Annotated in this window: 26 protein-coding genes; 13 read left to right on the forward strand and 13 right to left on the reverse strand. The window is 63.5% G+C overall.

Features of this window, described 5'->3' with window-relative positions:
- The first annotated feature begins 148 nt into the window (after nt 1-148).
- The 3 genes from ACIQUG_RS00500 to ACIQUG_RS00510 all read left to right on the forward strand — a co-directional run bounded on the left by ACIQUG_RS00500 (nt 149) and on the right by ACIQUG_RS00510 (nt 1,397).
- The gene (locus ACIQUG_RS00500; protein WP_034803904.1) at nt 149-436 is read left to right on the forward strand and encodes a hypothetical protein; all 288 of its coding nucleotides are present in this window, start codon (nt 149-151) and stop codon (nt 434-436) included.
- 143 nt (nt 437-579) lie between these two features.
- Complete coding sequence (locus tag ACIQUG_RS00505) at nt 580-855, forward strand: hypothetical protein (protein ID WP_402316327.1); 276 nt, start codon at nt 580-582, stop codon at nt 853-855.
- A gap of 89 nt (nt 856-944) precedes the next feature.
- The gene (locus tag ACIQUG_RS00510; protein WP_192447355.1) at nt 945-1,397 is read left to right on the forward strand and encodes a MarR family winged helix-turn-helix transcriptional regulator; all 453 of its coding nucleotides are present in this window, start codon (nt 945-947) and stop codon (nt 1,395-1,397) included.
- Nucleotides 1,398-1,407: 10 nt separating this feature from the next.
- Here the strand turns inward: ACIQUG_RS00510 and ACIQUG_RS00515 are convergent, their stop codons facing one another.
- A complete protein-coding gene (locus ACIQUG_RS00515; RefSeq protein ID WP_402316330.1) occupies nt 1,408-2,481 on the reverse strand; it encodes a GGDEF domain-containing protein in 1,074 nt (357 codons plus the stop codon).
- A 279-nt stretch (nt 2,482-2,760) separates the two neighbouring features.
- Here ACIQUG_RS00515 and ACIQUG_RS00520 point away from each other — a divergent pair, with 279 nt between their 5' ends.
- Nucleotides 2,761-5,361 (forward strand): AMP-binding protein, encoded by a 2,601-nt coding sequence (locus tag ACIQUG_RS00520; RefSeq protein WP_402316333.1) that lies wholly within the window; start codon nt 2,761-2,763, stop codon nt 5,359-5,361.
- On the opposite strand, the gene ACIQUG_RS00525 is transcribed toward ACIQUG_RS00520, so the two are convergent.
- Nucleotides 5,347-5,856 (reverse strand): DinB family protein, encoded by a 510-nt coding sequence (locus ACIQUG_RS00525; RefSeq protein WP_402316336.1) that lies wholly within the window; start codon nt 5,854-5,856, stop codon nt 5,347-5,349. The two genes, ACIQUG_RS00520 and ACIQUG_RS00525, sit on opposite strands and share 15 nt — an antisense overlap.
- 149 nt (nt 5,857-6,005) lie before the next feature.
- On the opposite strand from ACIQUG_RS00525, the gene ACIQUG_RS00530 reads away from it, so the two are divergent.
- Entirely contained in the window at nt 6,006-6,695 is a 690-nt protein-coding gene (locus ACIQUG_RS00530) for a glutathione S-transferase family protein (protein WP_402316339.1), read from the forward strand.
- A 102-nt stretch (nt 6,696-6,797) separates the two neighbouring features.
- The gene (gene ndk, locus ACIQUG_RS00535; protein WP_402316342.1) at nt 6,798-7,220 is read left to right on the forward strand and encodes a nucleoside-diphosphate kinase; all 423 of its coding nucleotides are present in this window, start codon (nt 6,798-6,800) and stop codon (nt 7,218-7,220) included.
- Nucleotides 7,221-7,311: 91 nt separating this feature from the next.
- Here the strand turns inward: ndk and ACIQUG_RS00540 are convergent, their stop codons facing one another.
- On the reverse strand, nt 7,312-7,821 hold the full coding sequence (locus ACIQUG_RS00540) for a hypothetical protein (protein WP_402316344.1): 510 nt from the start codon (nt 7,819-7,821) through the stop codon (nt 7,312-7,314).
- On the reverse strand, nt 7,818-8,378 hold the full coding sequence (locus tag ACIQUG_RS00545) for a CGNR zinc finger domain-containing protein (protein ID WP_402316347.1): 561 nt from the start codon (nt 8,376-8,378) through the stop codon (nt 7,818-7,820). Before ACIQUG_RS00545 ends, ACIQUG_RS00540 begins: the two co-directional genes overlap by 4 nt.
- Nucleotides 8,379-8,445: 67 nt before the next feature.
- Between ACIQUG_RS00545 and ACIQUG_RS00550 the strand changes: the two genes are divergently transcribed.
- Complete coding sequence (locus ACIQUG_RS00550; protein WP_402316348.1) at nt 8,446-9,342, forward strand: branched-chain amino acid ABC transporter permease; 897 nt, start codon at nt 8,446-8,448, stop codon at nt 9,340-9,342.
- 19 nt (nt 9,343-9,361) lie between these two features.
- Here ACIQUG_RS00550 and ACIQUG_RS00555 read toward each other — a convergent pair whose 3' ends face one another.
- The 5 genes from ACIQUG_RS00555 to ACIQUG_RS00575 form a co-directional block, all read right to left on the reverse strand.
- Nucleotides 9,362-9,826, reverse strand: coding sequence for a molybdenum cofactor biosynthesis protein MoaE (locus ACIQUG_RS00555; protein ID WP_402316351.1), 465 nt, complete (start codon nt 9,824-9,826; stop codon nt 9,362-9,364).
- A 4-nt stretch (nt 9,827-9,830) separates the two neighbouring features.
- Complete coding sequence (gene moaD / locus ACIQUG_RS00560) at nt 9,831-10,091, reverse strand: molybdopterin converting factor subunit 1 (RefSeq protein WP_034803865.1); 261 nt, start codon at nt 10,089-10,091, stop codon at nt 9,831-9,833.
- Nucleotides 10,088-10,675 carry a CDP-diacylglycerol--glycerol-3-phosphate 3-phosphatidyltransferase gene (gene pgsA / locus ACIQUG_RS00565; RefSeq protein WP_034803862.1) on the reverse strand — a complete coding sequence of 196 codons (588 nt, stop codon included), beginning with the start codon at nt 10,673-10,675 and terminating at the stop codon, nt 10,088-10,090. Before pgsA ends, moaD begins: the two co-directional genes overlap by 4 nt.
- Before the next feature lie 129 nt (nt 10,676-10,804).
- Entirely contained in the window at nt 10,805-12,829 is a 2,025-nt protein-coding gene (gene uvrC / locus ACIQUG_RS00570) for an excinuclease ABC subunit UvrC (RefSeq protein WP_402316355.1), read from the reverse strand.
- Nucleotides 12,826-13,590, reverse strand: a complete 765-nt coding sequence (locus ACIQUG_RS00575; RefSeq protein ID WP_402316358.1) for an SDR family oxidoreductase — start codon at nt 13,588-13,590, stop codon at nt 12,826-12,828. The genes uvrC and ACIQUG_RS00575 overlap by 4 nt, the downstream gene beginning before the upstream one ends.
- A gap of 367 nt (nt 13,591-13,957) precedes the next feature.
- Here ACIQUG_RS00575 and ACIQUG_RS00580 point away from each other — a divergent pair, with 367 nt between their 5' ends.
- A complete protein-coding gene (locus tag ACIQUG_RS00580) occupies nt 13,958-14,596 on the forward strand; it encodes an outer membrane protein (RefSeq protein WP_043611409.1) in 639 nt (212 codons plus the stop codon).
- 60 nt (nt 14,597-14,656) lie between these two features.
- Here ACIQUG_RS00580 and ACIQUG_RS00585 read toward each other — a convergent pair whose 3' ends face one another.
- The 4 genes from ACIQUG_RS00585 to ACIQUG_RS00600 form a co-directional block, all read right to left on the reverse strand.
- Nucleotides 14,657-15,247 (reverse strand): glutathione S-transferase, encoded by a 591-nt coding sequence (locus tag ACIQUG_RS00585; RefSeq protein ID WP_402316361.1) that lies wholly within the window; start codon nt 15,245-15,247, stop codon nt 14,657-14,659.
- Nucleotides 15,248-15,308: 61 nt separating this feature from the next.
- On the reverse strand, nt 15,309-16,025 hold the full coding sequence (locus ACIQUG_RS00590; protein ID WP_402316364.1) for a ribonuclease T(2): 717 nt from the start codon (nt 16,023-16,025) through the stop codon (nt 15,309-15,311).
- Nucleotides 16,026-16,027: 2 nt separating this feature from the next.
- Nucleotides 16,028-16,468 (reverse strand): hypothetical protein, encoded by a 441-nt coding sequence (locus ACIQUG_RS00595; RefSeq protein ID WP_043611411.1) that lies wholly within the window; start codon nt 16,466-16,468, stop codon nt 16,028-16,030.
- 51 nt (nt 16,469-16,519) lie between these two features.
- The gene (locus tag ACIQUG_RS00600; RefSeq protein ID WP_402316367.1) at nt 16,520-17,389 is read right to left on the reverse strand and encodes a 23S rRNA (adenine(2030)-N(6))-methyltransferase RlmJ; all 870 of its coding nucleotides are present in this window, start codon (nt 17,387-17,389) and stop codon (nt 16,520-16,522) included.
- A gap of 69 nt (nt 17,390-17,458) precedes the next feature.
- On the opposite strand from ACIQUG_RS00600, the gene ACIQUG_RS00605 reads away from it, so the two are divergent.
- The 5 genes from ACIQUG_RS00605 to ACIQUG_RS00625 all read left to right on the forward strand — a co-directional run bounded on the left by ACIQUG_RS00605 (nt 17,459) and on the right by ACIQUG_RS00625 (nt 25,254).
- Entirely contained in the window at nt 17,459-19,594 is a 2,136-nt protein-coding gene (locus tag ACIQUG_RS00605) for a molybdopterin-dependent oxidoreductase (RefSeq protein WP_402316369.1), read from the forward strand.
- Nucleotides 19,595-19,626: 32 nt separating this feature from the next.
- On the forward strand, nt 19,627-20,520 hold the full coding sequence (locus tag ACIQUG_RS00610; protein WP_402316372.1) for a cation diffusion facilitator family transporter: 894 nt from the start codon (nt 19,627-19,629) through the stop codon (nt 20,518-20,520).
- 42 nt (nt 20,521-20,562) lie between these two features.
- Nucleotides 20,563-21,159 carry an NUDIX domain-containing protein gene (locus tag ACIQUG_RS00615; protein ID WP_402316375.1) on the forward strand — a complete coding sequence of 199 codons (597 nt, stop codon included), beginning with the start codon at nt 20,563-20,565 and terminating at the stop codon, nt 21,157-21,159.
- A gap of 103 nt (nt 21,160-21,262) precedes the next feature.
- The gene (gene mprF / locus ACIQUG_RS00620) at nt 21,263-23,872 is read left to right on the forward strand and encodes a bifunctional lysylphosphatidylglycerol flippase/synthetase MprF (protein ID WP_402316378.1); all 2,610 of its coding nucleotides are present in this window, start codon (nt 21,263-21,265) and stop codon (nt 23,870-23,872) included.
- On the forward strand, nt 23,869-25,254 hold the full coding sequence (locus tag ACIQUG_RS00625) for a virulence factor family protein (RefSeq protein ID WP_402316381.1): 1,386 nt from the start codon (nt 23,869-23,871) through the stop codon (nt 25,252-25,254). Before mprF ends, ACIQUG_RS00625 begins: the two co-directional genes overlap by 4 nt.

A 25,254-nucleotide genomic window follows, 5' to 3' on the forward strand; every position in this document is an offset into this window, starting at 1 on the left:
TAACGGAAGGGCGGGGAACGCTCTTCTGACCGCCTCGATCGACCGAACGCCAGTGGCAGAGGCCCGCGTTCTGAGGGACGACCGATCCGGCCAAGGACATTTTGATGAAACCTCGTTCAGCCGAACGAGCCTCCCAGGAGTGAAGACCATGAAAACCGCAATCCAGACCGCTCTTTCCGCCGCTCTCGTTGCAACCGCTATCCTCGGTGGCGCTTCCGCTGCCTTCGCCGGCGGCAGCTACTATGAAGGTGTCAGCCCGACGCCGCTCTACACCGAGCGCACGCCTGCCGTTACCGGCAAGTCGTCCTTCACCATCGGCAGCTCTGAAGCCGGCTATGTCGATCGCACCAACACCGGCTCGGTCGCAAACTTCAGCGTCGCGCCGAAGAGCGTGATCGGCGGCGAAGGCGAATACTACCAGGGCATTTCGCGCTAACCGCGATGAATAAGGGGGCGCGGGCTTTCGCTCGCACCCCATTTCAAGGGATTTGATGGATCACCATGATGATCCTATGAGGCGATCCCAAGCGCCTAGAGGGGCTGAGCCCCAATCTTACATCTCCACCAAGGAACAGATCGATGAAGAAGTCCTTTGCCGCAGTTCTCGTTGCGGTCGCCATGCTCGGCGGCGCGTCTGCGGCCGTTGCCGGCGGCAGCTACTATGAGGGTGTGAGCTCCACGCCGCTCTTTACCGGTCGCGCCGAGGCTTCCGCCGGCGCCGGTGTGTCCGCGACCGCAAGCCGCGGCGACTATTATGCCGGCATTGAAGACAAAACCGTCGACACGACGGCAACCGGCGCGATCGCCAATGGCGGCGCCAAGGCTTTCGGCCAGGCCGACCAAAACAAGCAGTAAGTCACGCCAAACGGTTGACCGAACAACCCGGTCCCGCCACGCGGGGCTGGGTTGTTTCGTTTTGGCGTTGCCATATGAGGTACATTGCCATGACAGAAAAAGTCGAAGTCGCCGAGCGGCTCTTCGAGCTCTACCACTGCGTTCATCGCCTGGTGAACGCGTCGATGTCGGAGGAAGGCGTTTCGCTCGCGCGCAGCAAATTCCTGTTTTACCTGAACACGCTCGGCCCCTGTCGCTGTGCGGATATCGCCGCGGCGCTCGGCTTTGCGGCCAGAACCGTCACCGAAGCGATCGACGGCCTGGAGCGGGACGGCATGGTCCTGCGTGAACCAGATCCGGAAGACCGCCGCGCGAAGATCATCTCGATCACGGACCGCGGCCGGCTGGCGCTGGAGGCGGCACTGCAGCCGCGCCATCGCACGATCGATGAGCTGTTCTCGGCGCTCGACGATTGCGAACGCACAGAACTCTTTCGCCTGCTCGGCTGTCTGCGCGAGAAGGCGTCGGAAATCGACGACAGCCGTCAACCGGTCGCCGCCTGAAGCAAGATCGTCAGGCGGCGCTCTGCCCGAAGGTCCTGCCGCGGCCGAGGGCCGCCGAATAGCAGAGGATGCCGGCGCCATCGCGTGCGCCGGTGAGGGCTTGTTCCGCCTGGGACAGCAGATCGGCGCTCGTCGATGCCGGTTGCGCAAGTGTGATACCGGCCGCAAGCGAAAGCGTCTCGGAGGTGTGCGCCCGTCCGGGGAGGGTGACTGTCAGCTCCTGCACGGACTGCCGCAGACGCCGGGCAATGGCCTCGGCATTTTCGGCGCTGACATCGCGGCACAGGAAGGCAAACTCCTGCTGGCCAACGCGAGCGACGAAATCGTCCTTCTTGATCGACTTGCGAAACAGCGCCGAGAGCTTGGCAAGGGCCTTGGCGGCAGCCGCGCCGCCGTGGTGCTCCGCCACCTCGCGCAGCCCCTCCACCGAGACAAAAAGCAGGGCAACCGGCTGGTCCGTCCGCTCCGTTTCGAGGATCGAGTCGAGCCTGGTCGTCAGCGCCAGGCGGTTCGGCAGGCCTGTGGCCGGGTCGCGGGTCAGGGATCGCCGGCTTTCGGCAAGCTCGCCTTCGAGTTCGGCGAGATGTGTCATGCTGGTTTCCAGCGCCTGCTGGAGAGCGCCTTCTTCATTGGTCAGACGGCCGGCCGCTTCCCGCAGTCGCGCGGCATCGTCGGCGAATTCGGACATGCCAGCAACGGGGTCCGTGGCCAGGCGCCCGGTGAAATGATCGAGTTCATCCTTGAAGCTCTGCTTCTGCAACAGGGAGAGCCTGAGCTTTTCGGCGATCTCGGCTAGTGCTTGCTGGCCGGCGGCTCTCGCCCGGTCTGCGGCAAGTGCTGCATGGGAGACGAGGTGGTGTCTCAGGCCCACGGCATCCAGCGCATCCTGCTGCGGATTGTTTCCGAGCGCGCCGAGTTCCCGGGAAAGCTGCGGCAGGCGGCCGGACAGTGCCTCGTAGAAAAGCTCGTAGTTGCGGGGCAGGGCCGCGATGCCGTGCGCCGACATCGCATGCGCCACCTTCAGAATGATCGCCGCCTGCCTCGCCTGCGTTCGGCTGGCATCCGCTGGAACTTGCCTGTTCATTCTGTCTTGGCCCCCGCTGCCGTCTCGCTCTCTCGCTCGATAAGCCGCCACTATGAGAAGGCCGCATTTAAGGGAGTCTGAAGATTTGGGACCGCGGGCGATTCCCGCCCGGTATGGTTGCTAAATTCCATCCGCCCGCGGTTGGTTCGCAACCGCATGTCGCAGCGCAATGGATGGTCGCCAACCGTCGCCATCTTTATACTTGACGCCTTTAGTCACCAATTATATTCGGCGCTGCTAAATCGGGCATCGAGCCCGGGCAAACAGCGACGGTCAAGCATGTCCCTCTCGTTCATTGCGGATCTGGCAAAATGGGGCGATCGGCCGGCGCTGGTCCTTTCCGCGCAACGGATCGTCACCTATCGCGAACTCCTCGAGCGGGTGACCCGTCAGGCGCTTGCCTTTCGCGGCCCGCGCGGGCTGGTAACGATCGAGGCCGAGCTTTGCGAACATGCGATCGTCGCCTATTTGGCGGCGCTCGCGGCCGGGCATGCCGTCGCCATGCAGGCCCCGAAGAAAGGCGCAGCCGGGTCCTGGGTCGATGCCTTCGAGCCAGACTTCGGCTTCCGTCGCATCGATGGTCGCTGGCGCACGGAGCATCTGCGACAAGGCGACCGGGCGCCCCATGACGAACTCGCCGTCATGCTCTCGACCTCGGGCAGCACCGGTTGCGGCAAGGCCGTCCGCCTCTCGCGGGAAAACGTTTCGGCCAACGCGGTGGCGATCGCGGACTATCTGGGCCTGACGGCGCAAGATCGCGGTTGCCTGATCCTGCCCCTCCATTATTCCTACGGCCTGTCGGTGCTGAATTCTCACCTCGCCGTTGGCGCCAGCCTCTATATTCCCGGCGGCTCCATCCTCGATGCCGGTTTTCTCGACGGCCTTGCGGAAAGCGGCAGCACGAACCTTTCGGGCGTACCCTATTCCTACGAGCTGCTGGAAAAGGTGGGCTTCCGCGATCGGCGGTTCCCGCACCTGCGTTTCATGACCGTTGCCGGTGGTCGTTTGAGCCCAGACATCATCCGTCTCTACAACGAGCACCTCGGCACCCAGGGGGCGGCTTTCTTCGCCATGTATGGCCAGACCGAAGCCACCGCTCGCATCGCCTATGTGCCGCCGGCTGAGCTTGCCGGCAACGAGGACAGGATCGGCGTCGCCATTCCCGGTGGACGCCTTCTTATCGAAAACGAGAGCGGCACGCCGATCGAAATCAACGGCGTGGCCGGCGAGCTCGTCTATTGTGGCCCGAACGTCATGATGGGCTATGCCACGTCTCGGAACGATCTTAGCCGCGGTGCCGATCTTGCCGAACTGCGCACCGGCGATCTCGCGATGCGCCATGCCGACGGCCTGTTCCAGATCGTTGGCCGGATGAAGTGCATCTCCAAGATCGCCGGGCTCAGGATTGCGCATGACGTTCTGGAAGCGGGGCTCGAAGCGCGCGGCATCACCGCTGCCGTCGTCGGCGACGATGCCGGCCTTCACGCCTTTTACGCCGGCAGCCGCGATGCCGAAGAGATCAGACGGTACCTGGCGCAGGCCAGCGGGCTGACCTTGGCACACCTGAAGGCGACGCCCCTTGCCGAGATGCCGCGGCTTGCCAGCGGCAAGATTGACTACAACGCGCTGAACATGGCGGCCCGCCAGGCGGCTGCCAGCAGCGACGACGACAGCGGCGGGATCGAAGGGCTCTTTGTCCAGGTCTTCTATCCGAAGCAAGTGAAACGCTCCGACAGCTTTGTCTCGCTCGGTGGTGATTCCCTGCGCTTCGTTCAGCTGTCGATCGGCCTGGAAAAGGCGCTCGGACAAGTTCCGGATGCCTGGGAGACCTTGCCGATCGGCACGCTATCGCTCCAGGAACGGCGCGAGACCGCCACGCGCCGGATCGGCACGGACCTCTTGGTCCGCGCGCTTGCCATTCTTCTGGTCGTCCTGCACCACGAGCTCCTGTGGCCGATCCCCGGCGGGTCGGCGGCCATGGTCGTCCTGGCCGGCTTCAGCCTCGCACGCTTCCAGATGGGACCGCTGCTTGCTGGCGACGGCTGGGCGATCCTGCGGCCGCTCGCGCAGGTGCTGATCCCCTATTACCTGATCGTTGCGGCCTATGCGGTCGCCTGGGGAGAGGTGCCCTGGGCCTCGGTCTTCCTCGTCGGCAATTTCGGCCTGGCCCTGCCGGAGACGCACGGCATGGTGCCCTACCTCTACTGGTTCATCGAAGCTTATTGCCAGATGATGCTCGTCTTCGTCGGGCTCTTTGCCATCCCGCAGTTCCGGCGGTTCGTGTCGGCAAAACCTTTCGCTGCCGGCATGGCCCTGCTGCTGGCCGCGCTTGTCGCCCGGCTGGCGCTGCCGCTCGTCTGGCCGATCGGCAACCGCCAGATCTTCACGCTGCCATGGATTTTCTATCTCGCCGTCATTGGCTGGTGCACTGCCGTTGCCGAAACGGCCAGGCAGCGGCTGCTGCTGATGCTGACTGGTACCGGCGCCTTCCTGTTCTTCGGTCTCTACGAAGGGGTCTGGATCGGCACGAAGATCAAGTATCTCCTGCAGATCTGCGTCCTGGCAGCGCTGCTTTACCTTCCACGCGTCAGTCTGCCGCGCTGGTCGGCCCAGCTCATCTTGCCCCTGTCGGCGGCGGGGTTCCACATCTACATCCTGCACCGCTTCGTGCCGGAATTGCTGATCTTGCCACTGCAGCCGGCCTTGCCGCCGGCTGCTTTTTCGCTGTTGTCGATTGTTGGCGGCGTCGCGCTCGGCCTTGCCGCGTGGTTCGGCCAGCGCCAGCTCCTGAAGGCGCTCGCCGCGTGGCGAGGGCGTGAGATCCGGCCACTGCGGCTGTTCGGCATCGAGGCGTTGCGTTCGCCGCTACGCCCACTGTGACCTTTGTGTCCTTAGAAACTGGGCGAGGTCCAGTATCAGCGACGGGCGCCCGAGCGCGGTAAGCGTCGCGTGCGCCTGACCGCGATGGTGGGTCTGGTGGTTGAAAAAGTGCCCGAGCGTCGGCGCCAGCTTCTGCGTGACGGCCGTCGGATTGGTGAGCGTCTTGTAGCTGAGCACAGCGCCAAGGCGCGCGTCGCTGAGGCTATCGATGCAGGCAATGATGCGTTCGTCCTCGACCGCCCGCGCGGCGGTGAGGGCGGCGAGGTCGTCGTGCAGGGTCGTATCGAGCGAAGCCGGGGTATCACCTTCGCCGGTGAAGCGCTTCATCCAGATGCGGTCGGCAACGAGGATATGATTGAGGGTGGAAAGCAGCGAGCCGAAAAAGGCGCCGCGGTTTTCCCGCAGTTCGGCATCGGTCAACTCCGCAGCGGCGGTATAGACGAGGCGGTTCGCCCAGCGGTTATAGTCGGCGAACATGCGAAAGTGATCGAGCATCGGCTACCTTTCTGGTGGATGCGGTTTGCGGGTGGTTACGCTAACCCGGAACCGCATTCCTGTGGCTGATATCATTCATGAAATTTACTGATTTGATGACGCGGCGGATATGTCGTTCAAGGGGATGACAATCGTCCCGGAGGGTTCGCATGACAAGAAAGCTCTATTCGCTGTGTGGGTCCGACAGGGCGCGTCCCTTCTCGCCGCATGTGTGGAAGATCGCGATGTCGCTGGCCCACAAGGGGCTCGACTTCGACACTGTACCGATCGGGTTCACCGAAATCCGTGCGGTCGAGGACGGGGCGACGAACCTGGTGCCGTTGCTGCGGGACGGCGAAACGCTGGTGAAGGACAGCTTCGAGATCGCCCTCTATCTCGAACGGACCTATGCGGACCGGCCGGCGCTCTTCGCCGGCGAGGGGGCGAAGGCGATCTCGCGCTTCGTCGAGGGCTGGTCGCAGACGACCCTGCACCCGGCCATCACCCGCATCATCATAAGGGATATTCACGACCGGCTGGATCCCGTCGATCAGGCCTATTTCCGCGAGAGCCGGGAAAAGCGCTTCGGCACGTCGCTCGAAGCGGTGGCCGAAAGCGGCGGACCCTCGCTCGCAACCTTCTCGGAAAAGCTCGAGCCTTTGCGCCATCTGCTGAAGTTTCAGGATTTTCTGGGTGGTGCAACGCCGCTTTTCGCCGACTACATCGTCTTCGGGGCGTTTCAGTGGGCGCGCATCGTTTCGCCGCAACGCCTGCTTCAGCCGGGTGACACCGTCACCGCCTGGTTCGAACGCTGCCTCGATCTCCATGGCGGGCTCGGGCGCAGTGTGACGGCTGCGTGAAACCCGCCTGGCCCAAGCCGAATCATCGGTGAACCCCCTTGTTTTGCGCGGAATTGGCGGCTAATGAACCGCCACTTCTCAAGAAACAAGGGATTTGAGCCAATGGCTATTGAACGTACCTTCTCGATGATCAAGCCGGACGCGACCAAGCGCAACCTGACCGGCGCCATCACCAAGATGCTCGAAGATGCCGGCCTGCGCGTCGTCGCTTCCAAGCGCGTCTGGATGAGCCGTCGCGAAGCCGAAGGCTTCTACGCCGTTCACAAGGAACGTCCGTTCTTCGGCGAACTGGTTGAGTTCATGTCCTCCGGCCCGACGATCGTTCAGGTTCTCGAAGGCGAAAACGCAATCGCCAAGAACCGCGAAGTCATGGGCGCCACCAACCCGGCAAACGCTCACGAAGGCACGATCCGCAAGGTTCACGCTCTCTCCATCGGCGAAAACTCGGTTCACGGTTCGGACGCTCCGGAAACCGCTGCTGAAGAAATCGCTTATTGGTTCTCGGGCACCGAGATCGTCGGCTGATTCAAAATCTTCGGTTCAAGCCGTAGCGGCTTGAATTGACTCGAGATTTGAACCGGAGCGGAAACGCTCCGGTTTTTTGTTGCCCGGTCTCTCACACGGGGCATTTTGCGGTCTCGAAGTGCGCCGGTGCCTTGTCGCCGCTGAAGACCGCCGGGTTCTTGTCGTAGGCCGGGCCCTCGACCAGCGGCTTGGCCGGCATGATGTCCTGGTCGACATCGGAGACCACGGTCGTTTCCAGTTTCTGCAGCGACTGGCCTTCGGGCCCCTTGACCTCGATCGAGACCGTGTAGGGGCGGTCCTTCTTCACGCACGTGACATCGGGGCTTTCCAGCACCACCTTGTCCAGCTTGGGAAAGAGCTTGCGCTCGAGCGTCAGCGCGTCGCCGCCGGCGGGGTTTTCGAAGCGCGCAACGACGACGCTGCCGTCGGGCACCGCCTCGGCCTTGGTCAGCGTGACCATGTAGGTCGCATAGGCGAGGCGGTAGTTGAAGACGAACATCTTGCCCGTCAGCTTCAGCGGATCGGCGCCGCTCTCGCGCTGGCAACCGCTGACGGCGAGTGCAATGGCGAGCGTGGCCACGATCCCGAATGTCCTTGTCATGAGGCTGCCTCTTCCCTGTTGCGGCGATAGTGGCGCTTGGCCTTGTTGCGGTTGCCGCAGACGGCCATGTCGCACCAGGTCCGGCTGCGGTTGCGGCTGCGGTCGAGAAACAGCCAGCCGCAATTCGGGCAGATCTTCAGCCGGTCGGGCTCCGGGTTGGCGGCAAGCGCGAGCGCCGATTGCGCCGTCGCCGTGTCGAGCGAAAGCCGGCCGCCCTGATGCTTCGGGCCGCGCAGGACGCCGGCGATCGCCTCCAGCAGATCCGCCAACAGATCCGGCCGCCCTGCATCCGAAATCTCCGCGCGAAAATGCCGGTCGGTCGCTTCGCGCAGCAGCAAGAGTCGGCCACGGTTCTCCTCGGCGACCGGTACGAGCACGCCGAAGCGCCCACTCTCCGCCCCAAAGCGGGTGGCCGCGTCCGCAAAGGAATCGAGCGCTGCGACATCGGTGAAGCGGTCGATCCGGCGCTCGGGGTCGAAGCGCAGGACGATGGAATTGGCGACGTCTAGTGCCAGGGCGCCGCCGGCAAATCGATGGGCTGTCCAGGTGAAGGTCATGCTAAAATCCTAACTGGCAAAATTGATTTTACCAGTTATATTGATCTTGTCACGTTCCGGATGTGCCATGCTCTATTTTCTGCAGCAGCTCGCCAATGCCGTTCCCATTGCAGCGCTCTACGCGGCGCTTGCCTTTGGCTATGCCATCGCCTTTGCCGTGACGCGCCGGGCCGATCTCACCTATGGTGCGCTCTTTGCCTTCTCGGGCCAGATCTTTGTGCTGTTTGCCGCTTTCGGCTGGGACCGGTTGTGGCTGGTGCTTCCGGCCGCCCTTGGTCTCGGTGCGGCGGCAGCCCTGACTTTCAGCGTTGGTGCCGGGCTCGTCGCCGGGCGGTATGTCATGCGACCGTTGGCCTTCTCGTCGGCCAACACCGTCGTCGTCGCCTCGCTTGGCTGCCTGCTGGTGCTGATGGAAACGGCACGGCTTGCCTCGGAGACCCGCAGCCTGTGGCTGCCGCCGTTCCTCAACGCCAACATCGTGTTCTGGGACGATCCGCGGTTCCCGGTCACCCTGACGGTCATCCAGCTCGGCAACACCGCGCTGATGGCGGCGCTGGTGGCGGCCGGCCACTGGTTCCTGACGCATTCGCGGGCAGGGCGGTTCTGGCGGGCCGTCTCCGAGGACCGGGGGGCTGCGGCCCTTTGCGGCGTCGACGCTGCCACCGTCTACATCGTCGCCTATGGCGCGGCATCCCTGATTGCGGCGGTCTGCGGCATTCTCGCCGCGTCCTACTACGGCAACATGGATTTCGGCACGGGGCTGACCTTCGGCGTCAAGGTGCTGTTCATCGCCGCGATCGGCGGTCAGGCTTCACCGCTCTATGCCGCGCTTGGGGCGGCTGCGGTCGGCCTGCTCGAAACGCTGTGGACCGCCTATGGCCCGATCCTCTGGCGAGACTTCGCGATCTTTGGATTTCTGGTGATCGTGCTGGCGGTGACGCGCAAGGAGAAGGTCATTCCCTGACCTTGAGGGACCGTCGTTTTTACTTCGACCAGCGGTCCCTGGCCGTATCGTCGGCGTCCTTGGCGCTGACCCAGCCGCCGGTCGTGCCGTCGCCCAGGTGTTCCTTTTTCCAGAAGGGCGCCGAGGTCTTCAGGAAATCCATGATGAAGTTGGCGCCGTCGAAGGCAGCCTGCCGGTGCCGCGAAGCGGCAACGACAAGCACTACGTTCTCGCCGGGAAGGATCTTGCCGTAGCGGTGGATGGCGGTGGCGGCCTGGAGCGAGAAGCGCTCGACCGCTTCGTGACAGATGCGTTCGATCTCCGCCTCTGCCATGCCGGGATAGTGTTCCAGTTCGAGGGCGGCAAGCGCGCCCGCTTCGTCGCGGCAAAGCCCGGAAAAGGTGACGACAGCGCCGATATCGGCACGCCCGATCGAAAGCTTCGCAACCTCGGCATTGAGGTCGAAGTCCTCGCGCTGGACGCGCACGGTCACCGGCGCGCGCATGGGCTCAGCCACCCGTCATTGGCGGAAACAGGGCAATCTCCCGGGCGCCGGCGATCGGCTCCTTGTGGTCGACATGTTCCTGGTTGATGGCCGCACGGATGACGTTTTCATGTTCGAGCGCCGCCTCGTATTCCTCTCCGAGCGTCTTCAGGTGCTGAAGCAGATCGGCAATGGTGACGACGCCGGCGGGAAGGTCGAGGGTTTCCTCGCCCTTGCCGATGCGCTCGCGCACCCATGAGAAATAGACGAGGTTGACGGTGCTCATTCGTTGACCACGTGCTTGAGGCCGGCGCGGAAGTAATCGTAGCCCGAATAGAGCGTGATCGCGGCGGCAATCCACAGGAGCACGATACCGGCTTCCGTCGTATAGGGCAAAATCTTGTCGCCGGCCGGGCCGGCAAGCAGGAAGGCGATGGCGACCATCTGGATCGTCGTCTTCCACTTGGCGATGCGGGTGACGGGAACGCTGACCTTCAGCGCCGCCAGATACTCGCGCAGACCCGACACCAGGATTTCACGGCACAGGATGATGATCGCAGCCCAGATCGACCAGCCGGCGATCGTGCCGTCGGCGGCGACGAGCAGCAGGATGGAGGCGACCAGCAGTTTGTCGGCGATCGGATCGAGCATCTTGCCGATGTTCGACGTCTGCTTCCAGATGCGCGCGAGATAGCCGTCGAAGAAATCGGTGATCGAGGCAACGGCGAAAAGCGCCACGGCCGTCCAGCGCGCGAAGTCCGAACTGTGCAGCCGTCCTTCGACAAAGAAGCAAAGCACGATCAGCGGCACGATCAGGATGCGGAAATAGGTGAGCAGGTTCGGGATGCTGTAGGCGACGGGCGTGGGCATGGATTCGTGTTCTCTGGTTCGTCAGGTACAGAAATGACTTTGCTGGCCGGAGGTCAACAGGTCATCGTCGTCAACTGTCATATTTGCCCTATCGCATGTGAACGCCGGGTGAATTGTGACATCAGGTTTTCATTTCCCCGCATCGTCGTGGAAATGTTCGTAGACCAGCCGCGCCACCGTTTCGGAAATCCCGGCGACGGCCATCAGGTCGTTGATGCCGGCGCGCGAGACGGCCTTGGCCGTGCCGAAATGCGTGAGCAGCGCGCGCTTGCGCGTCGGCCCGATGCCGGCGATCTCGTCGAGCGGGTTCTTGACCATCTCCTTCTTGCGGCGGGCTCGATGCGAGCCGATCGCGAAACGGTGCGCCTCGTCGCGCAGCCGCTGGATGAAATAGAGCACCGGATCGCGCGGCGGCAGTGTGAAGCTGTCGCGGCCGAGTGCGAAGAAGCGTTCACGGCCGGCGTCACGGTCGACGCCCTTGGCGACACCGATCGCCGTCACGCAGTCCTCGACGTCGAGCTCCTTGAGGATGGCGCGCACCGCGGTCATCTGTCCCTGGCCGCCGTCGATGAGGATGACGTCGGGCCAGGCGGGGAAGGCGGCATCGTCGCCGACCTCGACGGTCCGGTCCGGCTTGCCTTCCTCTTTCAGCAGCCGTGAGAACCGTCGTGTCATCACTTCGCGCATCATGCCGAAGTCGTCGCCCGGGGTGATGTCGGTCGATTTGATGTTGAACTTGCGGTACTGGCCTTTGACGAAGCCTTCCGGCCCCGCGACCACCATGCCGCCGACGGCATTGGTGCCCATGATGTGGGAGTTGTCGTAGATCTCGATGCGGCGCGGCGTGCGCTCCAGCTTGAAGGTTTCCGAGAAGCCTTCAAGCAGGCGCGATTGCGAGGCCGTTTCCGCCAGCTTGCGGCCGTGGGCTTCGCGCGCATTTGCGAGCGCGTGATCGACGAGATCTTTTTTTTCGCCGCGCTGCGGCACCTGAATCGCGACCTTGTAGCCGGATTTCTCGCTGAGTGCCTGGCCGAGCAATTCCTGCTCTTCCACCGCTTCGCAAAGCAGGATCTGCCGGGGACAGGGCTTGTCGTCATAGAATTGCGCGAGGAACTGCGAGAGCACCTCGGCCGTCGGCAGCGAAGGATCGGCCTTCGGGAAGTAGGCGCGGTTGCCCCAGTTCTGTCCGGTGCGGAAGAAGAAGACCTGGATGCAGGAGATCCCGCCCTCGTGGTGGATCGCAAAGACGTCCGCTTCCTCGACGCCGGAGGGGTTGATGCCCTGATGGCTCTGGACGTGGCTGAGCGCGGCCAGACGGTCGCGGTAAAGCGCCGCCCTTTCGAAGTCGAGGTTCTCGGCTGCCTCGCCCATCGCAGCAGCAATCGTCGCCTTCACCGCCTGGCTCTTGCCTGAGAGGAAGTCCTTGGCCTCCTGCACCAGTTCCGCGTAGCCCTGATCGCTGATTTCGCCCGTGCAGGGCGCCGAACAGCGCTTGATCTGGTAGAGCAGGCAGGGGCGCGTGCGCGTCTCGAAGACGCTGTCGGTGCAGGTCCGAAGCAAAAAGGCGCGCTGCAGCGAATTGATCGTGCGGCCGACGGCGCCGGCCGACGCGAAGGGACCGAAGAAATCGCCCTTGCGGCTGCGTGCACCGCGATGCTTGTAGAGCGCCGGCGCCCGGCTGTCACCGGTCACCAGGATATAGGGAAACGACTTGTCATCGCGCAAAAGCACGTTGAAGCGTGGGCGTAAGCGCTTGATCAGGTTTGCTTCGAGCAGCAGCGCCTCTATCTCGGTGCGCGTCGTCACGAACTCCATGTTCGCCGTCTCGCGCACCATGCGGGCGATGCGGTTGGAATGGCCGCGTCCCTGGGCATAGTTGCTGACACGCTTCTTCAGGCTGCGCGCCTTGCCGACATAGAGTACGTCGCCGGCCTCGTTGAACATGCGGTAGACGCCGGGGCCGTTCGGCAGCAGCTTGACGAAGGCCTGGATCAGCTCCGCGCCCTTCAGCCCCTCGGTCTCCGAGTGATTCTCGTGCCACTCGACGACGGGCGCGACGCCGCCTGCGTCAGACACTTCGATCAGGTCGTCGTCGTCTTCCGCTTCGTTGCCGTCATAAAGGATGCCGCCGTCGGCCGGCACGCGTCCATTCATTCCACTATCTCCCTGATGTCGGGCGTTTCCCAGGCGAGGTGCTGGCCCCCGTCCAGTGCGATCATCTGCCCGGTAATCGACGGCGTGTCGAACAGGAAGCGGATCGTGCGTCCGAATTCGTCGAGCGTCGGCCCGCGCTTCAAGATCAGCGCGTCGACCTGCGCCTCAAAATCTTTCGGGTCCTGCCGTTCGTTCGGCAGCGTCGGCCCGGGGCCGATGCCGTTGACGCGGATGCGCGGGGCGAGCGCCTGCGCCATCGTCCGGGTTGCCGTCCAAAGCGCCGACTTGGACAACATATAGGAATAAAAGCGCGGATTGGGAGCCCAGACGCGTTGGTCGATGACATTGATGATGAGCCCGTTGGCATCGGCCGGCAGTAGCGCGGCGAAATCGCGCGCGAGAAGGGACGGGGCTTTCACATGCAGCGCGAAATGCTGGTCCCAGACCTCTTCGTCGAAGGCATCGAGGCTGTCCTTCTTGAACAGCGACGCATTGTTGACGAGCAGGTCGATCGGCCCGAGTGCAGCCGTCGCGCGCTCGATCAGTGTCGATGTCGCGCCCGTATCCGTAAGATCGGCTCGAATCGCGACGGCATTCGTTCCGGCCTCTACGAGGGTTTCGGACAGGGCCTGCGCTTCGTCAAATGAGGCATCGGCATGAATGGCGACCGCAAAGCCGTGGGCGGCCAGGTCCTCCACTATAGCTTTGCCGATCCTCTTGGCGCCCCCGGTTACGAGTGCCGCCTTCAGTGCTTTCTTCAACGTTTCATCCCGCTTTTTCGAATCTTCGCGTCAGCGGACGAAGATATAGGGAAGAAACGCGGGGCTGAAACACTCCCTGACGATTCCTTGCCCAAAAATTAATGGAATTGGCGTAAATTGTATTATTTTGCGTACTTATAGTATAGCTTTCGTTAATCTTGAATCATGGTTAACAAATCTCCTGTGGCGCCAAAGCAACATCAAATTTTGGGCGCGTTTGTGCCACCAAAATTTCACAATTTGGCTCTTGTGAATCCGCAATTGCTGGCCAATTTCAGCTCAACCGGGCGGGTTAATTAAAAGTTGTCCGATGTTCCACTGCGGGACCCCAAGCCCGAGGGGCATCGGTACGAAAAGGAGAATGTTTATGCGTACGCTCACCACCACCCTCATGGCTTCGGCTATGACCCTCATCGCCTTCCAGGCCGCCCAGGCTGCAGACGCGATCGACGAAGTTCCGGCAGCTCCGCAGGCCGAATACACCGAGCCGGCAGCCAAGAACTGGTCGGGTGCCTATGTCGGTGGTACCGCCGATTGGAAGCATGGCCAGCACGATGCGACCGGCAGCAACACCGCAGCCGGCTTCGGCGGCGGCCTCTATGGCGGTTACAACGTTCAGGACGGCCAGATGGTATACGGCGGTGAAGCCGACATCGGCTACTCCGGCCAGGATTCGACCAAGGGCAACCTGCGCATGAAGCAGGGCGTCAACGGCTCGCTCCGCGGTCGCGTCGGTGTCGATCTGAACCCGGTCCTCGTTTACGGTACCGCAGGTCTCGCCGTCGGCCAGACCAAGGGCACCGTCGGCGGCGCTTCCGACAAGAACACCATGGTCGGTTGGACCGCAGGTGTCGGCGCGGAAACCTTCGTCACCGACAACATCACCGCACGCGTCGAGTACCGTTACACGGACTACGGTTCGAAGGACTTCCGCATGGGCGGCACCAACGTTTCGTCGGGCTACGACGAGCACAGCGTTCGCGTCGGTATGGGCGTGAAGTTCTGATCGGCTTCGCCAGATCAACGAAAAAGGCCGGGTCACCCCGGCCTTTTTTGTGGCTTCTGTTCAGGCCTTGAACTTAGGGTAATCCGGGAAGTGTTTTTCGAACTTCGCCGGCCAGTTCTTCAGCTTGGCGCGTCCCTTCTGCCATTCGCCGGCAAAGCGCAGCTCGATGTAGCGCAGCATCGCAGCGAGCGCGAAATGGCCGGCATTGAGCTTGGCGCCGGTCTTCGGCAGGTTGGCATTCAGATAGTCGAGGCTGCGCTCGACCTTTTCCCATTGCCGGTCGATCCAGGGCTGATGCACCTTTTCCGGCGGATGGGAGCGCTTCTCGTAGACGATCGACAGCAGGCTGTCACAGATGCCGTCGCACAGCGCCTCCAGCAGCTCGACGTCGGTGCGCTTTCCGGCATTCCTCGGATAGAGCTTGCCCTTGGTTTCCCGGTCGATGAAATGCATGATCGTACGGCTGTCGTAGAGCGCCCGACCGTCGTCGAGAATCAGCGTCGGGATCTTGCCGAGCGGATTGTTGTCGATCAGCTCCGGCGGGTTGGCATTGGTGTCGGTCAGGACACTTTCGGCCGCATAGCCCGCATAATGCGCCGCCATGCGCACCTTGGTCGAATAGGGCGAGGCGGGCGAGTACAAGATCTTCATCGAGCGTCTTTCCTTCCAGGGATTGCGAGATGGGTTTCTAACAGGCGCCTTCTCCGGCTGGTCAAAGCGCCGGGGGCAGCGACACGCTTTCCTTTCGGCAGGCCTGGCGATCGACCGCCGGGCAGGCGCGGAAATTGAGCGACTTGTCGAAGCAGATCCGGATTTCCTCGAGCCGATTGCCCTCGCAGGTCACGGCGACGGCGTCCTTCGTCATGCCGGGGTTCTTGGCGACGAGCGCGTCTTCGATGGCGGCAACACGCAGGCCTTTTTCTTGGCGGGGAGGTGCGAGCTCCGATGGCAGCGTCAACCGCTCCCAGGCCGCGCGTGTGACGGCGAAGTAATCCTCCTGGCTGAGGCCGGAACAGGTCCCGTGCTTGCGCCATTGGTGGCCGATCAGGCCCATCGATGGAATGAGGTCGAGATATTGCTTGCCGAGCGACGAGGGCACGCGATCGGACTGCCGTGTCGGGCAGAAGTCCGGATAGCCCCGTTCGTTCTGCGGCCACAGGCCATGCACGATCAGGCCGCGATTGCCGCCGACTTCGCACTGGCTGGATTTTCCCTTGGGGTCGTTGTCGCCGCACCAGGTCGGCGACCAGGAAAGCGAAAGCACGTAGAAATCGAAGCCGCTGCCGAGCGGAACCGCAGCGGCTGCCTTTGTCGTCTGCTGCCCCGTCGCCGTCGGCGCCTTCTCGGTGCTCTGGTCGCTGCAGGCAGCAAGGACGATGACAATAAAAAGCGCCGGCAAAAGCCGGCGTACATTCCGGAATGCTTTCATGATTAGCGAAGCGAGGCGCAATACGCGCCGTAGACATACCAGGGATCGAGGCCGCCGACACAGAACTCGATGCTTCTGCCGACGCCGGCAAAGCCCCACGGGCGTTCGATGAGGTAATAGAGCGACCGTTGTTCGCCGTTGGTCATCACAGCGGTTCCGTAGCAGTATTCACGCTCGACGAGATGCGTCTCGTCGCGGAACTCCTGCCGGTTCTGCCCCATGTTGCGGATTTCGGCGATCGAGAGATTGGCGTGCAGGTAGTTTGCATCCCGATACGCGAACCGGGATGTGATGAAGCCGAGGACCGAGGATTCGCTGCAGACCCCGGCGTTGTAGGATTGCGCCTGGCTGCTGCCGATATAGTCGGCGGCGATGGCGCCCGGCGCCGTAGCGCCCGCGAGGGAAAGCGAAATGAGAAGCGTGGCGGCGAGCGTGCGAGTCATGGGCGTCTCCCTATGTCGTCACATGAGATTGCGGTGCGTCGCGCCCGTCCGTCAAGCCCCTCGGGTTGTCTGTTCTTCCCCGCGCAGCCAGAAGCAGCGGCTGGACGCAAAACGATCCTGCCCCAGCCGGGTTTTCAGGAACGGCAGCAACAGGTCGAGCTCGCTCTTCAGCGTGAAGGGCGGGTTGACGATGATGAGGCCTGAACCGGAAAGCCCCGTGGTTTCCCGGTCGCTTCTGACCGACAGCTCGGCGCAGAGCATCTTCGGGATGTCCAGCGCCTTCAGCGCCTCATGAAACGCTTTGATCGGCGCGCCCTGCTTCAGCGGATACCACAGGCAATAGACGCCGCCGGTAAAGCGGCGGTAGCCGCGCGCAAGGCCATCGGCCAGCCGCTCGTATTCGCCCTCCTTCTCGAAGGGCGGGTCGACGAGAATCAATCCGCGCTTTTCCTTCGGCGGCAGGTGCGCGCCCAGCGCCAGCCAGCCGTCGAGCTCGGTGACCCGGCTCTGGAAATCGGCGTCGAACAGCCGGTGCAGGGTCTCGTAGTCGTCCGGATGCAGTTCCATCGCCGAAAGCCGGTCCTGGGAGCGGAAGAGCATGCGCGCGAGCTTCGGCGAACCGGGGTAGAGCGTCAGCTCGGAGCCGGGGTTCAGGGCGCGGATGGAGGAGAGGTAAGGGGCAAGGATCGCCGCGATCTCCGGCGGCAGTTCGCCGTCGAGCAGCCGGCCGACGCCGTCGCGCCATTCGCCGGTCTTCTGCGCTTCCTCGCTGGAGAGGTCGTAGAGCCCGATACCCGCATGGGTATCGAGAACGCGGAATGCCTTCTCCTTCTGCTGCAGATAGGTGACGAGCCGCGCCAGCACCGCGTGCTTCAGGACGTCGGCGAAATTGCCTGCGTGATAGATGTGCCGATAGTTCATGAGCGCCGCCGATGGCTGTGATCAATAGTTGCGATGGGTGGGCGATTGGCTCTTTGAGCCGAAATGCCGATGCCATATAGAAAAGCCATGAACGTTGCGACCCCCATCAAAGCAGAAAAAACCATCGGCCACTCGGTCTGTCCGCACGACTGCCCCTCGGCCTGTGCCCTGGAAGTCGACCTGACCGCCGAGGGGCGGATCGGCCGTGTGCGCGGCGCAGCCGCCAATACCTACACCGCCGGCGTGATCTGCGCCAAGGTGGCGCGGTATTCCGAGCGCATCTATCATCCTGACCGTCTGATGGCGCCGAAGCGTCGCAAGGGCGCCAAGGGCGAGGGGAGCTGGCAGGAGGTGAGCTGGGAGGCGGCGCTCGACGAGATCGCCGATCAGTTCATTCGCGCCGAGCAGAAATATGGCGCCGAGACCGTGTGGCCCTACTTCTATGCCGGCACCATGGGCCAGGTACAGCGCGACTCGATCGACCGGCTGCGTCATGCCAAGCGCTATTCCGGCTTCTTCGGTTCGATCTGCACCAACATGGCCTGGACCGGTTTGAGCATGGCGACCGGCGCCCTGCGCGGCCCCGACCCGCGCGAAATGGCCAAGGCCGATTGCGTCGTGATCTGGGGTACGAATGCGGTCGCCACCCAGGTCAACGTGATGACCCATGCCGTGAAGGCCCGCAAGGATCGTGGCGCGAAGATCGTCGTCATCGACATCTACGACAATCCGACGGTCAAGCAGGCGGACATGGGCCTAGTGCTGAAGCCGGGCACCGACGCCGCACTTGCGTGCGCCGTGATGCACATCGCGTTTCGCGACGGCTACGCCGATCGGGCCTACATGGCTGACTTCGCCGATGATCCGGCCGGCCTTGAAGCACATCTGACGTTGCGCGGGCCGGAATGGGCGTCGGCGATCACCGGCCTGTCGGTCGAGGAAATCGAGGCCTTCGCAAGACTGGTCGGCACGACGCCGCGGACTTATTTCCGCCTTGGCTACGGTTTCACGCGCCAGCGCAATGGTGCCGTCGCCATCCACGCGGCAGCATCGGTCGCGACCGTTCTCGGTTCCTGGAAACACGAAGGCGGCGGCGCCTTTCACTCCAACAACGACATCTTCAAGCTCGACAAGCGCGAATTGATCGGCTCGGCCTTCCACGATCCGGATGTCCGCATGCTCGACCAGTCGCAGATCGGCCGGGTGCTGACCGGGGACGCCGAGGCGCTGCGCCATCGCGGTCCCGTGACGGCGATGCTGATCCAGAACACCAATCCGGTGAATGTCGCGCCGGAGCAGCGGCTGGTGAAGCGCGGCTTCCTGCGCGACGATCTCTTCGTCGCCGTGCACGAGCAGTTCATGACCGATACGGCGGCTGTTGCCGATATCGTCCTGCCGGCAACCATGTTCCTGGAGCATGACGACCTCTATCGCGGTGGCGGTCACCAGCACATCCTGATCGGCCCCAAGGTGGTCGAGCCGCCCTCGACCGTGCGCACCAATCTGTTCGTCATCGAGGAACTGGCCAAGCGCCTTGGGGTTGCCGACCATGCCGGCTTCGGCCTGACGGAGCGCGAACACATCGACCGGCTGCTCGCCAACTACGGCATCGGCTACGAGGAGATGAAACGCCAGAAGTGGCTCGACTGTCAGCCGGCTTTCGAGGAGGCGCACTTCCTCAACGGCTTCGGCCACCCCGATGGCAAGTTCCGCTTCAAGGCGGACTGGACGGGGACGCCGGCGCCGAACCGGCCGCCGAAGTCGATGGGCACGCAGGGGCCGCACCAGGCGCTGCCGGAGTTTCCTGACCATGTCGACCTCATCGAGGTTGCCGATGCCGAGCACCCGTTCCGGCTGGCGACCTCTCCGGCTCGGTCCTTCCTCAACTCGACCTTTGCCGAGACGCCGTCCTCGATCCAGAAGGAAGTGCGCCCGGAAGTGATGGTTCATGCGGAAGATGCGGCAGAACTCGGCATTGCCGATGGCGATATCGTCCAGCTCGGCAACGTTCGTGGCCAGGTGCGTCTGCATGCGAAGATCGGTGGCGGCGCCCGCCGCGGCGTGGTCATCGCCGAGGGCCTGTGGCCGAATGGCGTGCATCTCGACGGGGAGGGCATCAACGTGCTCACCGGCGCCGATGCCGTTGCGCCCTATGGTGGTGCCGCCTTCCACGACAACAGGGTCTGGGTAAGGTTGGCGCGCTAAGTCAGGTTGTAGAACGGCAGACGGAACCTCCCATGAGCGGCGATCACAACCACGCAGATGTCACGAGCACGCCGGTTTCAAGGCTTTGGGCCTCGCTTGGCCTGACGGGCGGCTTCATGCTGGCAGAAGTGGTCGGCGGGATCCTGACCGGCAGCCTGGCGCTGATCTCCGACGCGATGCACATGCTGACCGATACGGCGGCCCTTGCGATTGCGCTCGTCGCCATCCATGTCGGCCGCCGCCCGTCGGACCTCCTGCGCACCTATGGCTACGCCCGCTTCGAGATTCTGGCCGCCGCCTTCAACGCGCTGCTCCTGCTCGGTGTCGCCTTCTACATTCTCTACGAGGCCTGGAAGCGGTTGTCCGAGCCGCAGGAGATCCAGTCCGGCGGCATGCTGGTGATTGCCGTCATCGGCCTTCTCGTCAATCTCGCCTCGATGCGGCTGCTCACCAGCCACAAGGACGAGAGCCTCAACGTCAAGGGCGCCTATCTCGAAGTCTGGTCAGACATGCTGGGCTCGGTCGCTGTCATCGTCGGCGCGGTGGTCATCTGGCTGACAGGGTGGCAATTGGTCGATTCGCTGCTCGCTGTCGGCATCGGCTTCATGGTCTTCCCACGCACCTGGGTGCTGCTGAAGGAATGCGTCAACATCCTGCTTGAAGGCGTGCCGCCGGGCATGCGCCTCGCCGATGTCCATGCGACGATTGCCGCCGTTCCCGGCGTTGCCTCCGTGCATGACCTGCATCTTTGGGCGATCACCCAGAGCCAGCCGTCGCTGACCGCTCACGCCGTGCTTGCCGACGGTGCCGATGCCGAGGCCGTGCGCCGCGCGATCGAGGACCGCTTGCGCGCGACCTTCGACCTGCACCACACGACGCTGCAAATGGAGCGGGAAGACCGCGCGGCGACAGAACATATCCACTGATGGCCAAATGGCGGGATCGCACTAGCCGGAGAAGGAAGTTGCATGAGCACCCACCATGACCCACGCGTCAGGATCGTCGGCCGCCGCACGCTGTGGAAGGGCTTTGCGCACCTGGAAGAGGTGACGTTCGAACAGCAGATGTCCGATGGCGCGACCGTGACGCTGAAGCGGGAGATCCATGACCATGGCAATGCGGCGACCATCCTGCTCGTCGATGCCAGGCGGCAGAGCGTCATCCTGGTGCGGCAGTTGCGCGTGCCGGTGCTGCTCCAGGGCGACCCGGCCTATCTGATCGAGGCGGCCGCCGGGCTTCTGGACGGCGACACACCGGAAGAGGCGATCTGCCGTGAGGCGCTGGAGGAGACCGGCTACCACGTCCAGGACGTCATCCACCTCTTCGACGTTTATATGAGCCCGGGCGCGCTGACCGAGCGCACGAGCTTCTTTGCCGGCCACATCGACGCCACCGAGAAGCGCGGCGACGGCGGCGGGCTTGCGCATGAGGGAGAGGACATCGAAGTGCTGGAGATCCCCTTCGACGAAGCCTTCGCGATGATCGCCGGCGGCGAGATCCGCGACGCAAAGACGATCATGCTGCTGCAGTGGGCGAAGCTGAACCGGCAGGAACTGTTCGCTTAAGGGATTGTTTTGTAAGACTATTATTTATTACGGATATTTCACTTTTTGATCCGCATCGGGTAAGCTAAAGCGCTGATGTCCTCATTATCGACATGGGCGCTTCATGACACCCTCTCTACCGGTACGTGCAGCCGACGACGAACAGCAGGCGGAGGGAGGCTGGATCGCCTTCCTGCGCCGCAACCGTCGCTATCTTTCGGCTGCCGGTACGCTCTTTGTTATCGCACTCTTTGGCTTTGCGATCTTTCACCTGACATCCGAGGTTCAGTACGACGAAGTCGTCCAGGCATTGGCGGACACCAGCTGGACGGCGGTTGCGGCCGCGGTGTTCTTCACCGCATTGAGCTTCCTCGCGCTCACCTTCTATGATGTCAGCGCGCTCGATTACATCAGGCGCAAGCTGCCCTATGCCGATGTGGCGCTGACGGCGGCTTCGGCTTATGCGGTCGGTAACACCGCGGGTTTCGGGGCGCTCAGCGGCGGCGCTATCCGCTACCGTTCCTATTCGCGCCTCGGCATCGAGCCGGAAAACATCGCCCGGATCATCGCCTTCGTGACGCTGGCCTTCGGGCTCGGACTGCTGACGGTGACCTGCCTCAGCCTGCTCGCTGTCGGCGAATATGTGGCGCCGATGACCGGCATGGATCCGTTGGTGCTGCGCGTGATCGCCGCCGTCATCCTCGCCGGGCTCTTCAGCGTGTTCTTTCTGGCGCGGGACGGGCGGGAGGTGAGCCTCGGCCGGCTGACCTTGCGGCTGCCGGATTCGCGTACGGTCTCGCGCCAGTTCCTGGTGACGGCGCTCGATCTCGCCGCCTCGGCGACGGTTCTCTATGTTCTCCTGCCCGCCGGTACGATCGGCTGGCCGGCCTTCCTTGCGGTCTATTCGCTGGCCGTGGGCGTTGGCGTCTTGAGCCATGTGCCGGCCGGCCTCGGCGTCTTCGAGACGATCATCATCGCGACGCTCGGCCACAATGCCGATGTCGACACTATTCTCGGCGCGCTGGTGCTCTACCGCGTGATCTATCACGTGTTGCCGCTGGTGATCGCGATCGCCGTCGTCATCGGCATCGAACTCCGCCAGCTGTCCGGCCATCCGGTCGCATCGAGCGTACGGCGCATCGGCGGCCGCATGACGCCGCTCCTCTTGGCGACGCTCGGCATCGTGCTGGCGATCATGCTGGTTCTTTCCAGCGTGACGCCGACGCCGGACGAAAACCTGGCATTCCTTGAAGGACTGCTGCCGCTGCCGATTGTCGAAGGCGCACACTTCCTTGCCAGCCTGCTCGGCCTTGCCCTTGTCGTCGTCTCGCGCGGGTTGGCGCTCAGGCTCGACGGTGCCTGGTGGGCCTCGATCGTGATTGCTGTCGCCGCGCTTCTGCTGTCGCTGATCAAGGCGATCGCCGTGGTGGAAGCCGGCATGCTGGCCTTCTTCCTGGTGGGGCTCATCGTCAGCCGCCGCCTGTTCGTGCGACCTGCTTCGCTGTTCGGGCAGGCGCTGACGGTGCCGTGGCTGACGGCGCTGGGCGTCATCTGCCTAGGCGCTCTGGTCGTGCTGCTCTTCGTCTATCGCGATGTCGAATACAGCCATGAACTCTGGTGGCAGTTTGAATTCTCCGCCGAAGCGCCGCGCGGCCTTCGCGCGCTTCTCGGCGTCACCATCGGCGCGAGCATGCTTGCGATCTGGAGCCTGATGCGTCCGGCAACCGGATCCGCCGAGCCAGCCTCAGACGACGCGATGGAGCGCGCGCTTTCGATCGTCGAGGCGCAGGACATGTCCGATGCCAACCTGGTGCGCATGGGCGACAAGAGCCTGTTGTTTTCCGCCGACGGCCGCGCCTTCATCATGTATGGCCAGCGCGCCCGTTCCTGGATCGCGCTTTTTGATCCCGTCGGTCCGATTGATGCCTGGCCGGAGTTGATCTGGCACTTCATCGAAAAGGCGCGCGCGGCCGGCTGCCGGGCGGTCTTCTACCAGGTCTCGCCGCAGGGGCTTGCCTATTATGCCGATGCCGGGCTGCGCGCCTTCAGGCTTGGCGAACTGGCCCGCGTCGATCTTGCCCGCTTCGAGCTGAAGGGGGGGAAATGGGCAAACCTGCGCCAGCAGGTGAGCCGTGCCCAGCGAGACGGGCTCGAGTTCCGTGTCGTCGCGCCCGAAAACGTTGCGGACGTCATGCCGGACCTGACCGCGGTGTCCGATGCCTGGCTCGCGCATCACAATGCCAAGGAGAAAGGCTTCTCGCTCGGCGCCTTCGATCCCGAATATCTTCGTGAGCAGCCGGTGGCGATCCTCACCTGCGGCGGGCGTATGGTCGCCTTTGCCAACATTCTGGTCACGGCGACCAAGGAGGAGGGCACCGTCGACCTCATGCGCTTCTCGCCGGATGCGCCGAAAGGCGCCATGGATTTTCTCTTCGCCCAGGTGATGGAGTATCTGAAGGCCGAGGGCTACCGTACCTTCAACCTTGGCATGGCGCCCCTGTCGGGCATGTCCACGCGCCAGATTGCGCCGGTCTGGGACCGGGCCGGGCGCACCTTCTTCGAACACGGCGAACGGTTCTACAACTTCAAGGGCCTGCGGGCCTTCAAGTCGAAGTTTCATCCGCAGTGGCAACCGCGCTATCTTGTCGCCAGTGGCGGCATCAATCCGATCCTCGCCCTGATGGATGCGACATTCCTGATCGGCGGCGGTCTCAAGGGAGTGGTGAAGAAATGATCCGTGTCGCGAACGCCTGGAAATGCCTGACTTCGGCGGCGCTGCTGCTCTCGGCATCGATGTTCCCCGCTCTCGCCGAGGACGCACCGAAGAGCTATGATACCGGGATGATCCCGTCGCCACGCATCATGCTGCCGAAGGAAAAGGCGGCCGCACTCGTCGTGCTGCTGTCGGACGCGGCCGGATGGTCGGACAAGGAACAGGCGATCGCCGACACGCTGACGGATGACAAGACCGTCGTCATCGGCATCGACCTCAAGGCCTATCTCGCCTCGCTCGCCAAGGATGATGGCGATTGCATCTACATGGTCTCCGATATCGAATCGCTCAGCCAGCAGGTGCAGCGCGCGGTCGGCACGGACGCCTACCAGCTGCCCGTCGTCGCGGGCGTCGGTGCCGGCGGTGCGCTGGCACTGGCGATCGCCGCCCAGACGCCACCGGCCACCATCGGCCAGACGCTGGCGGTCGACCCGGAGGAGGGGATCGCGCTTGAAAAGCAGCTCTGCACCCCGGCCGAAAAGATGAAGAAGGGCGACCGCATGGTCTATGGACTGACCGACGGCGTATTGCCGGATCCGGTCTCCGTCGTCTTTTCTCCCGCAGCGTCGGCGGACGGGCGCGCCCATGTGGCGGCGCTGATCGCCAAGCACCCGGACATCGAGCAGGAGGACAGCGAAGACGACGCCTATACGACGCTGTCCGATCACCTCACCGATATCATCGACAGTGAACGCGACGCCGGCAATCCGTTCGGCCTGCCCTTGACCATCCTCGACGCAAAGCCGACCCGCGACACGATGGCGGTGATCTATTCGGGCGACGGCGGCTGGCGCGACATCGACAAGGAAGTCGGCGACGTGCTGCAGCAGCAGGGCGTTCCGGTCGTCGGATTCGATTCCCTGCATTATTTCTGGTCCGAGCGCGATCCGCAGGTAACGGCGGACGACCTTGCCAAGGTGATGAGCTACTACCGCAAGCACTGGAACGTGCGAAACGTGCTCCTCATCGGCTACTCCTTCGGTGCCGACGTCCTGCCGCGAACCTTCAACCTGCTGCCGGCTGGCGAAAAGGCCCATGTTCGCCAGGTGACCTTGATGGCCCTCTCGCACATGGTTGATTACAAGGTTTCGGTGCTGGGCTGGCTCGGTGCTTCGGGCGACGGCAAAGGCGGTGATCCGCTCGACGACATCAAGCGCATCGATCCGGCGCTGGTGCAATGCATCTACGGCACCGACGAAGAGGACGATGCCTGCCCGCAGCTGAAGGGCACCGGCGTCGACGTCATCGGCATCGACGGCGGACACCACTTCGACGAGGATTATCCGGCTTTGACACGGCGCGTGCTCGACGCTCTCGATCGCCGGCTGGCGTCGGCGAAGTGA

Origin of the sequence: Ensifer sp. NPDC090286, from assembly GCF_044769565.1 — a bacterium.
Classification (GTDB): Bacteria; Pseudomonadota; Alphaproteobacteria; order Rhizobiales; family Rhizobiaceae; genus Ensifer.

Bases quoted from the DNA above. Each gene is read 5' to 3' on its own strand.
- ACIQUG_RS00500 (WP_034803904.1), top strand. From the start codon at position 149: ATGAAAACCGCAATCCAGACCGCTCTTTCCGCCGCTCTCGTTGCAACC.
- ACIQUG_RS00505 (WP_402316327.1), top strand. From the start codon at position 580: ATGAAGAAGTCCTTTGCCGCAGTTCTCGTTGCGGTCGCCATGCTCGGC.
- ACIQUG_RS00510 (WP_192447355.1), top strand. From the start codon at position 945: ATGACAGAAAAAGTCGAAGTCGCCGAGCGGCTCTTCGAGCTCTACCAC.
- ACIQUG_RS00515 (WP_402316330.1), bottom strand. From the start codon at position 2,481: ATGAACAGGCAAGTTCCAGCGGATGCCAGCCGAACGCAGGCGAGGCAG.
- ACIQUG_RS00520 (WP_402316333.1), top strand. From the start codon at position 2,761: ATGTCCCTCTCGTTCATTGCGGATCTGGCAAAATGGGGCGATCGGCCG.
- ACIQUG_RS00525 (WP_402316336.1), bottom strand. From the start codon at position 5,856: ATGCTCGATCACTTTCGCATGTTCGCCGACTATAACCGCTGGGCGAAC.
- ACIQUG_RS00530 (WP_402316339.1), top strand. From the start codon at position 6,006: ATGACAAGAAAGCTCTATTCGCTGTGTGGGTCCGACAGGGCGCGTCCC.
- ndk (WP_402316342.1), top strand. From the start codon at position 6,798: ATGGCTATTGAACGTACCTTCTCGATGATCAAGCCGGACGCGACCAAG.
- ACIQUG_RS00540 (WP_402316344.1), bottom strand. From the start codon at position 7,821: ATGACAAGGACATTCGGGATCGTGGCCACGCTCGCCATTGCACTCGCC.
- ACIQUG_RS00545 (WP_402316347.1), bottom strand. From the start codon at position 8,378: ATGACCTTCACCTGGACAGCCCATCGATTTGCCGGCGGCGCCCTGGCA.
- ACIQUG_RS00550 (WP_402316348.1), top strand. From the start codon at position 8,446: ATGCTCTATTTTCTGCAGCAGCTCGCCAATGCCGTTCCCATTGCAGCG.
- ACIQUG_RS00555 (WP_402316351.1), bottom strand. From the start codon at position 9,826: ATGCGCGCGCCGGTGACCGTGCGCGTCCAGCGCGAGGACTTCGACCTC.
- moaD (WP_034803865.1), bottom strand. From the start codon at position 10,091: ATGAGCACCGTCAACCTCGTCTATTTCTCATGGGTGCGCGAGCGCATC.
- pgsA (WP_034803862.1), bottom strand. From the start codon at position 10,675: ATGCCCACGCCCGTCGCCTACAGCATCCCGAACCTGCTCACCTATTTC.
- uvrC (WP_402316355.1), bottom strand. From the start codon at position 12,829: ATGAATGGACGCGTGCCGGCCGACGGCGGCATCCTTTATGACGGCAAC.
- ACIQUG_RS00580 (WP_043611409.1), top strand. From the start codon at position 13,958: ATGCGTACGCTCACCACCACCCTCATGGCTTCGGCTATGACCCTCATC.
- ACIQUG_RS00585 (WP_402316361.1), bottom strand. From the start codon at position 15,247: ATGAAGATCTTGTACTCGCCCGCCTCGCCCTATTCGACCAAGGTGCGC.
- ACIQUG_RS00590 (WP_402316364.1), bottom strand. From the start codon at position 16,025: ATGAAAGCATTCCGGAATGTACGCCGGCTTTTGCCGGCGCTTTTTATT.
- ACIQUG_RS00595 (WP_043611411.1), bottom strand. From the start codon at position 16,468: ATGACTCGCACGCTCGCCGCCACGCTTCTCATTTCGCTTTCCCTCGCG.
- ACIQUG_RS00600 (WP_402316367.1), bottom strand. From the start codon at position 17,389: ATGAACTATCGGCACATCTATCACGCAGGCAATTTCGCCGACGTCCTG.
- ACIQUG_RS00605 (WP_402316369.1), top strand. From the start codon at position 17,459: ATGCCATATAGAAAAGCCATGAACGTTGCGACCCCCATCAAAGCAGAA.
- ACIQUG_RS00610 (WP_402316372.1), top strand. From the start codon at position 19,627: ATGAGCGGCGATCACAACCACGCAGATGTCACGAGCACGCCGGTTTCA.
- ACIQUG_RS00615 (WP_402316375.1), top strand. From the start codon at position 20,563: ATGAGCACCCACCATGACCCACGCGTCAGGATCGTCGGCCGCCGCACG.
- mprF (WP_402316378.1), top strand. From the start codon at position 21,263: ATGACACCCTCTCTACCGGTACGTGCAGCCGACGACGAACAGCAGGCG.
- ACIQUG_RS00625 (WP_402316381.1), top strand. From the start codon at position 23,869: ATGATCCGTGTCGCGAACGCCTGGAAATGCCTGACTTCGGCGGCGCTG.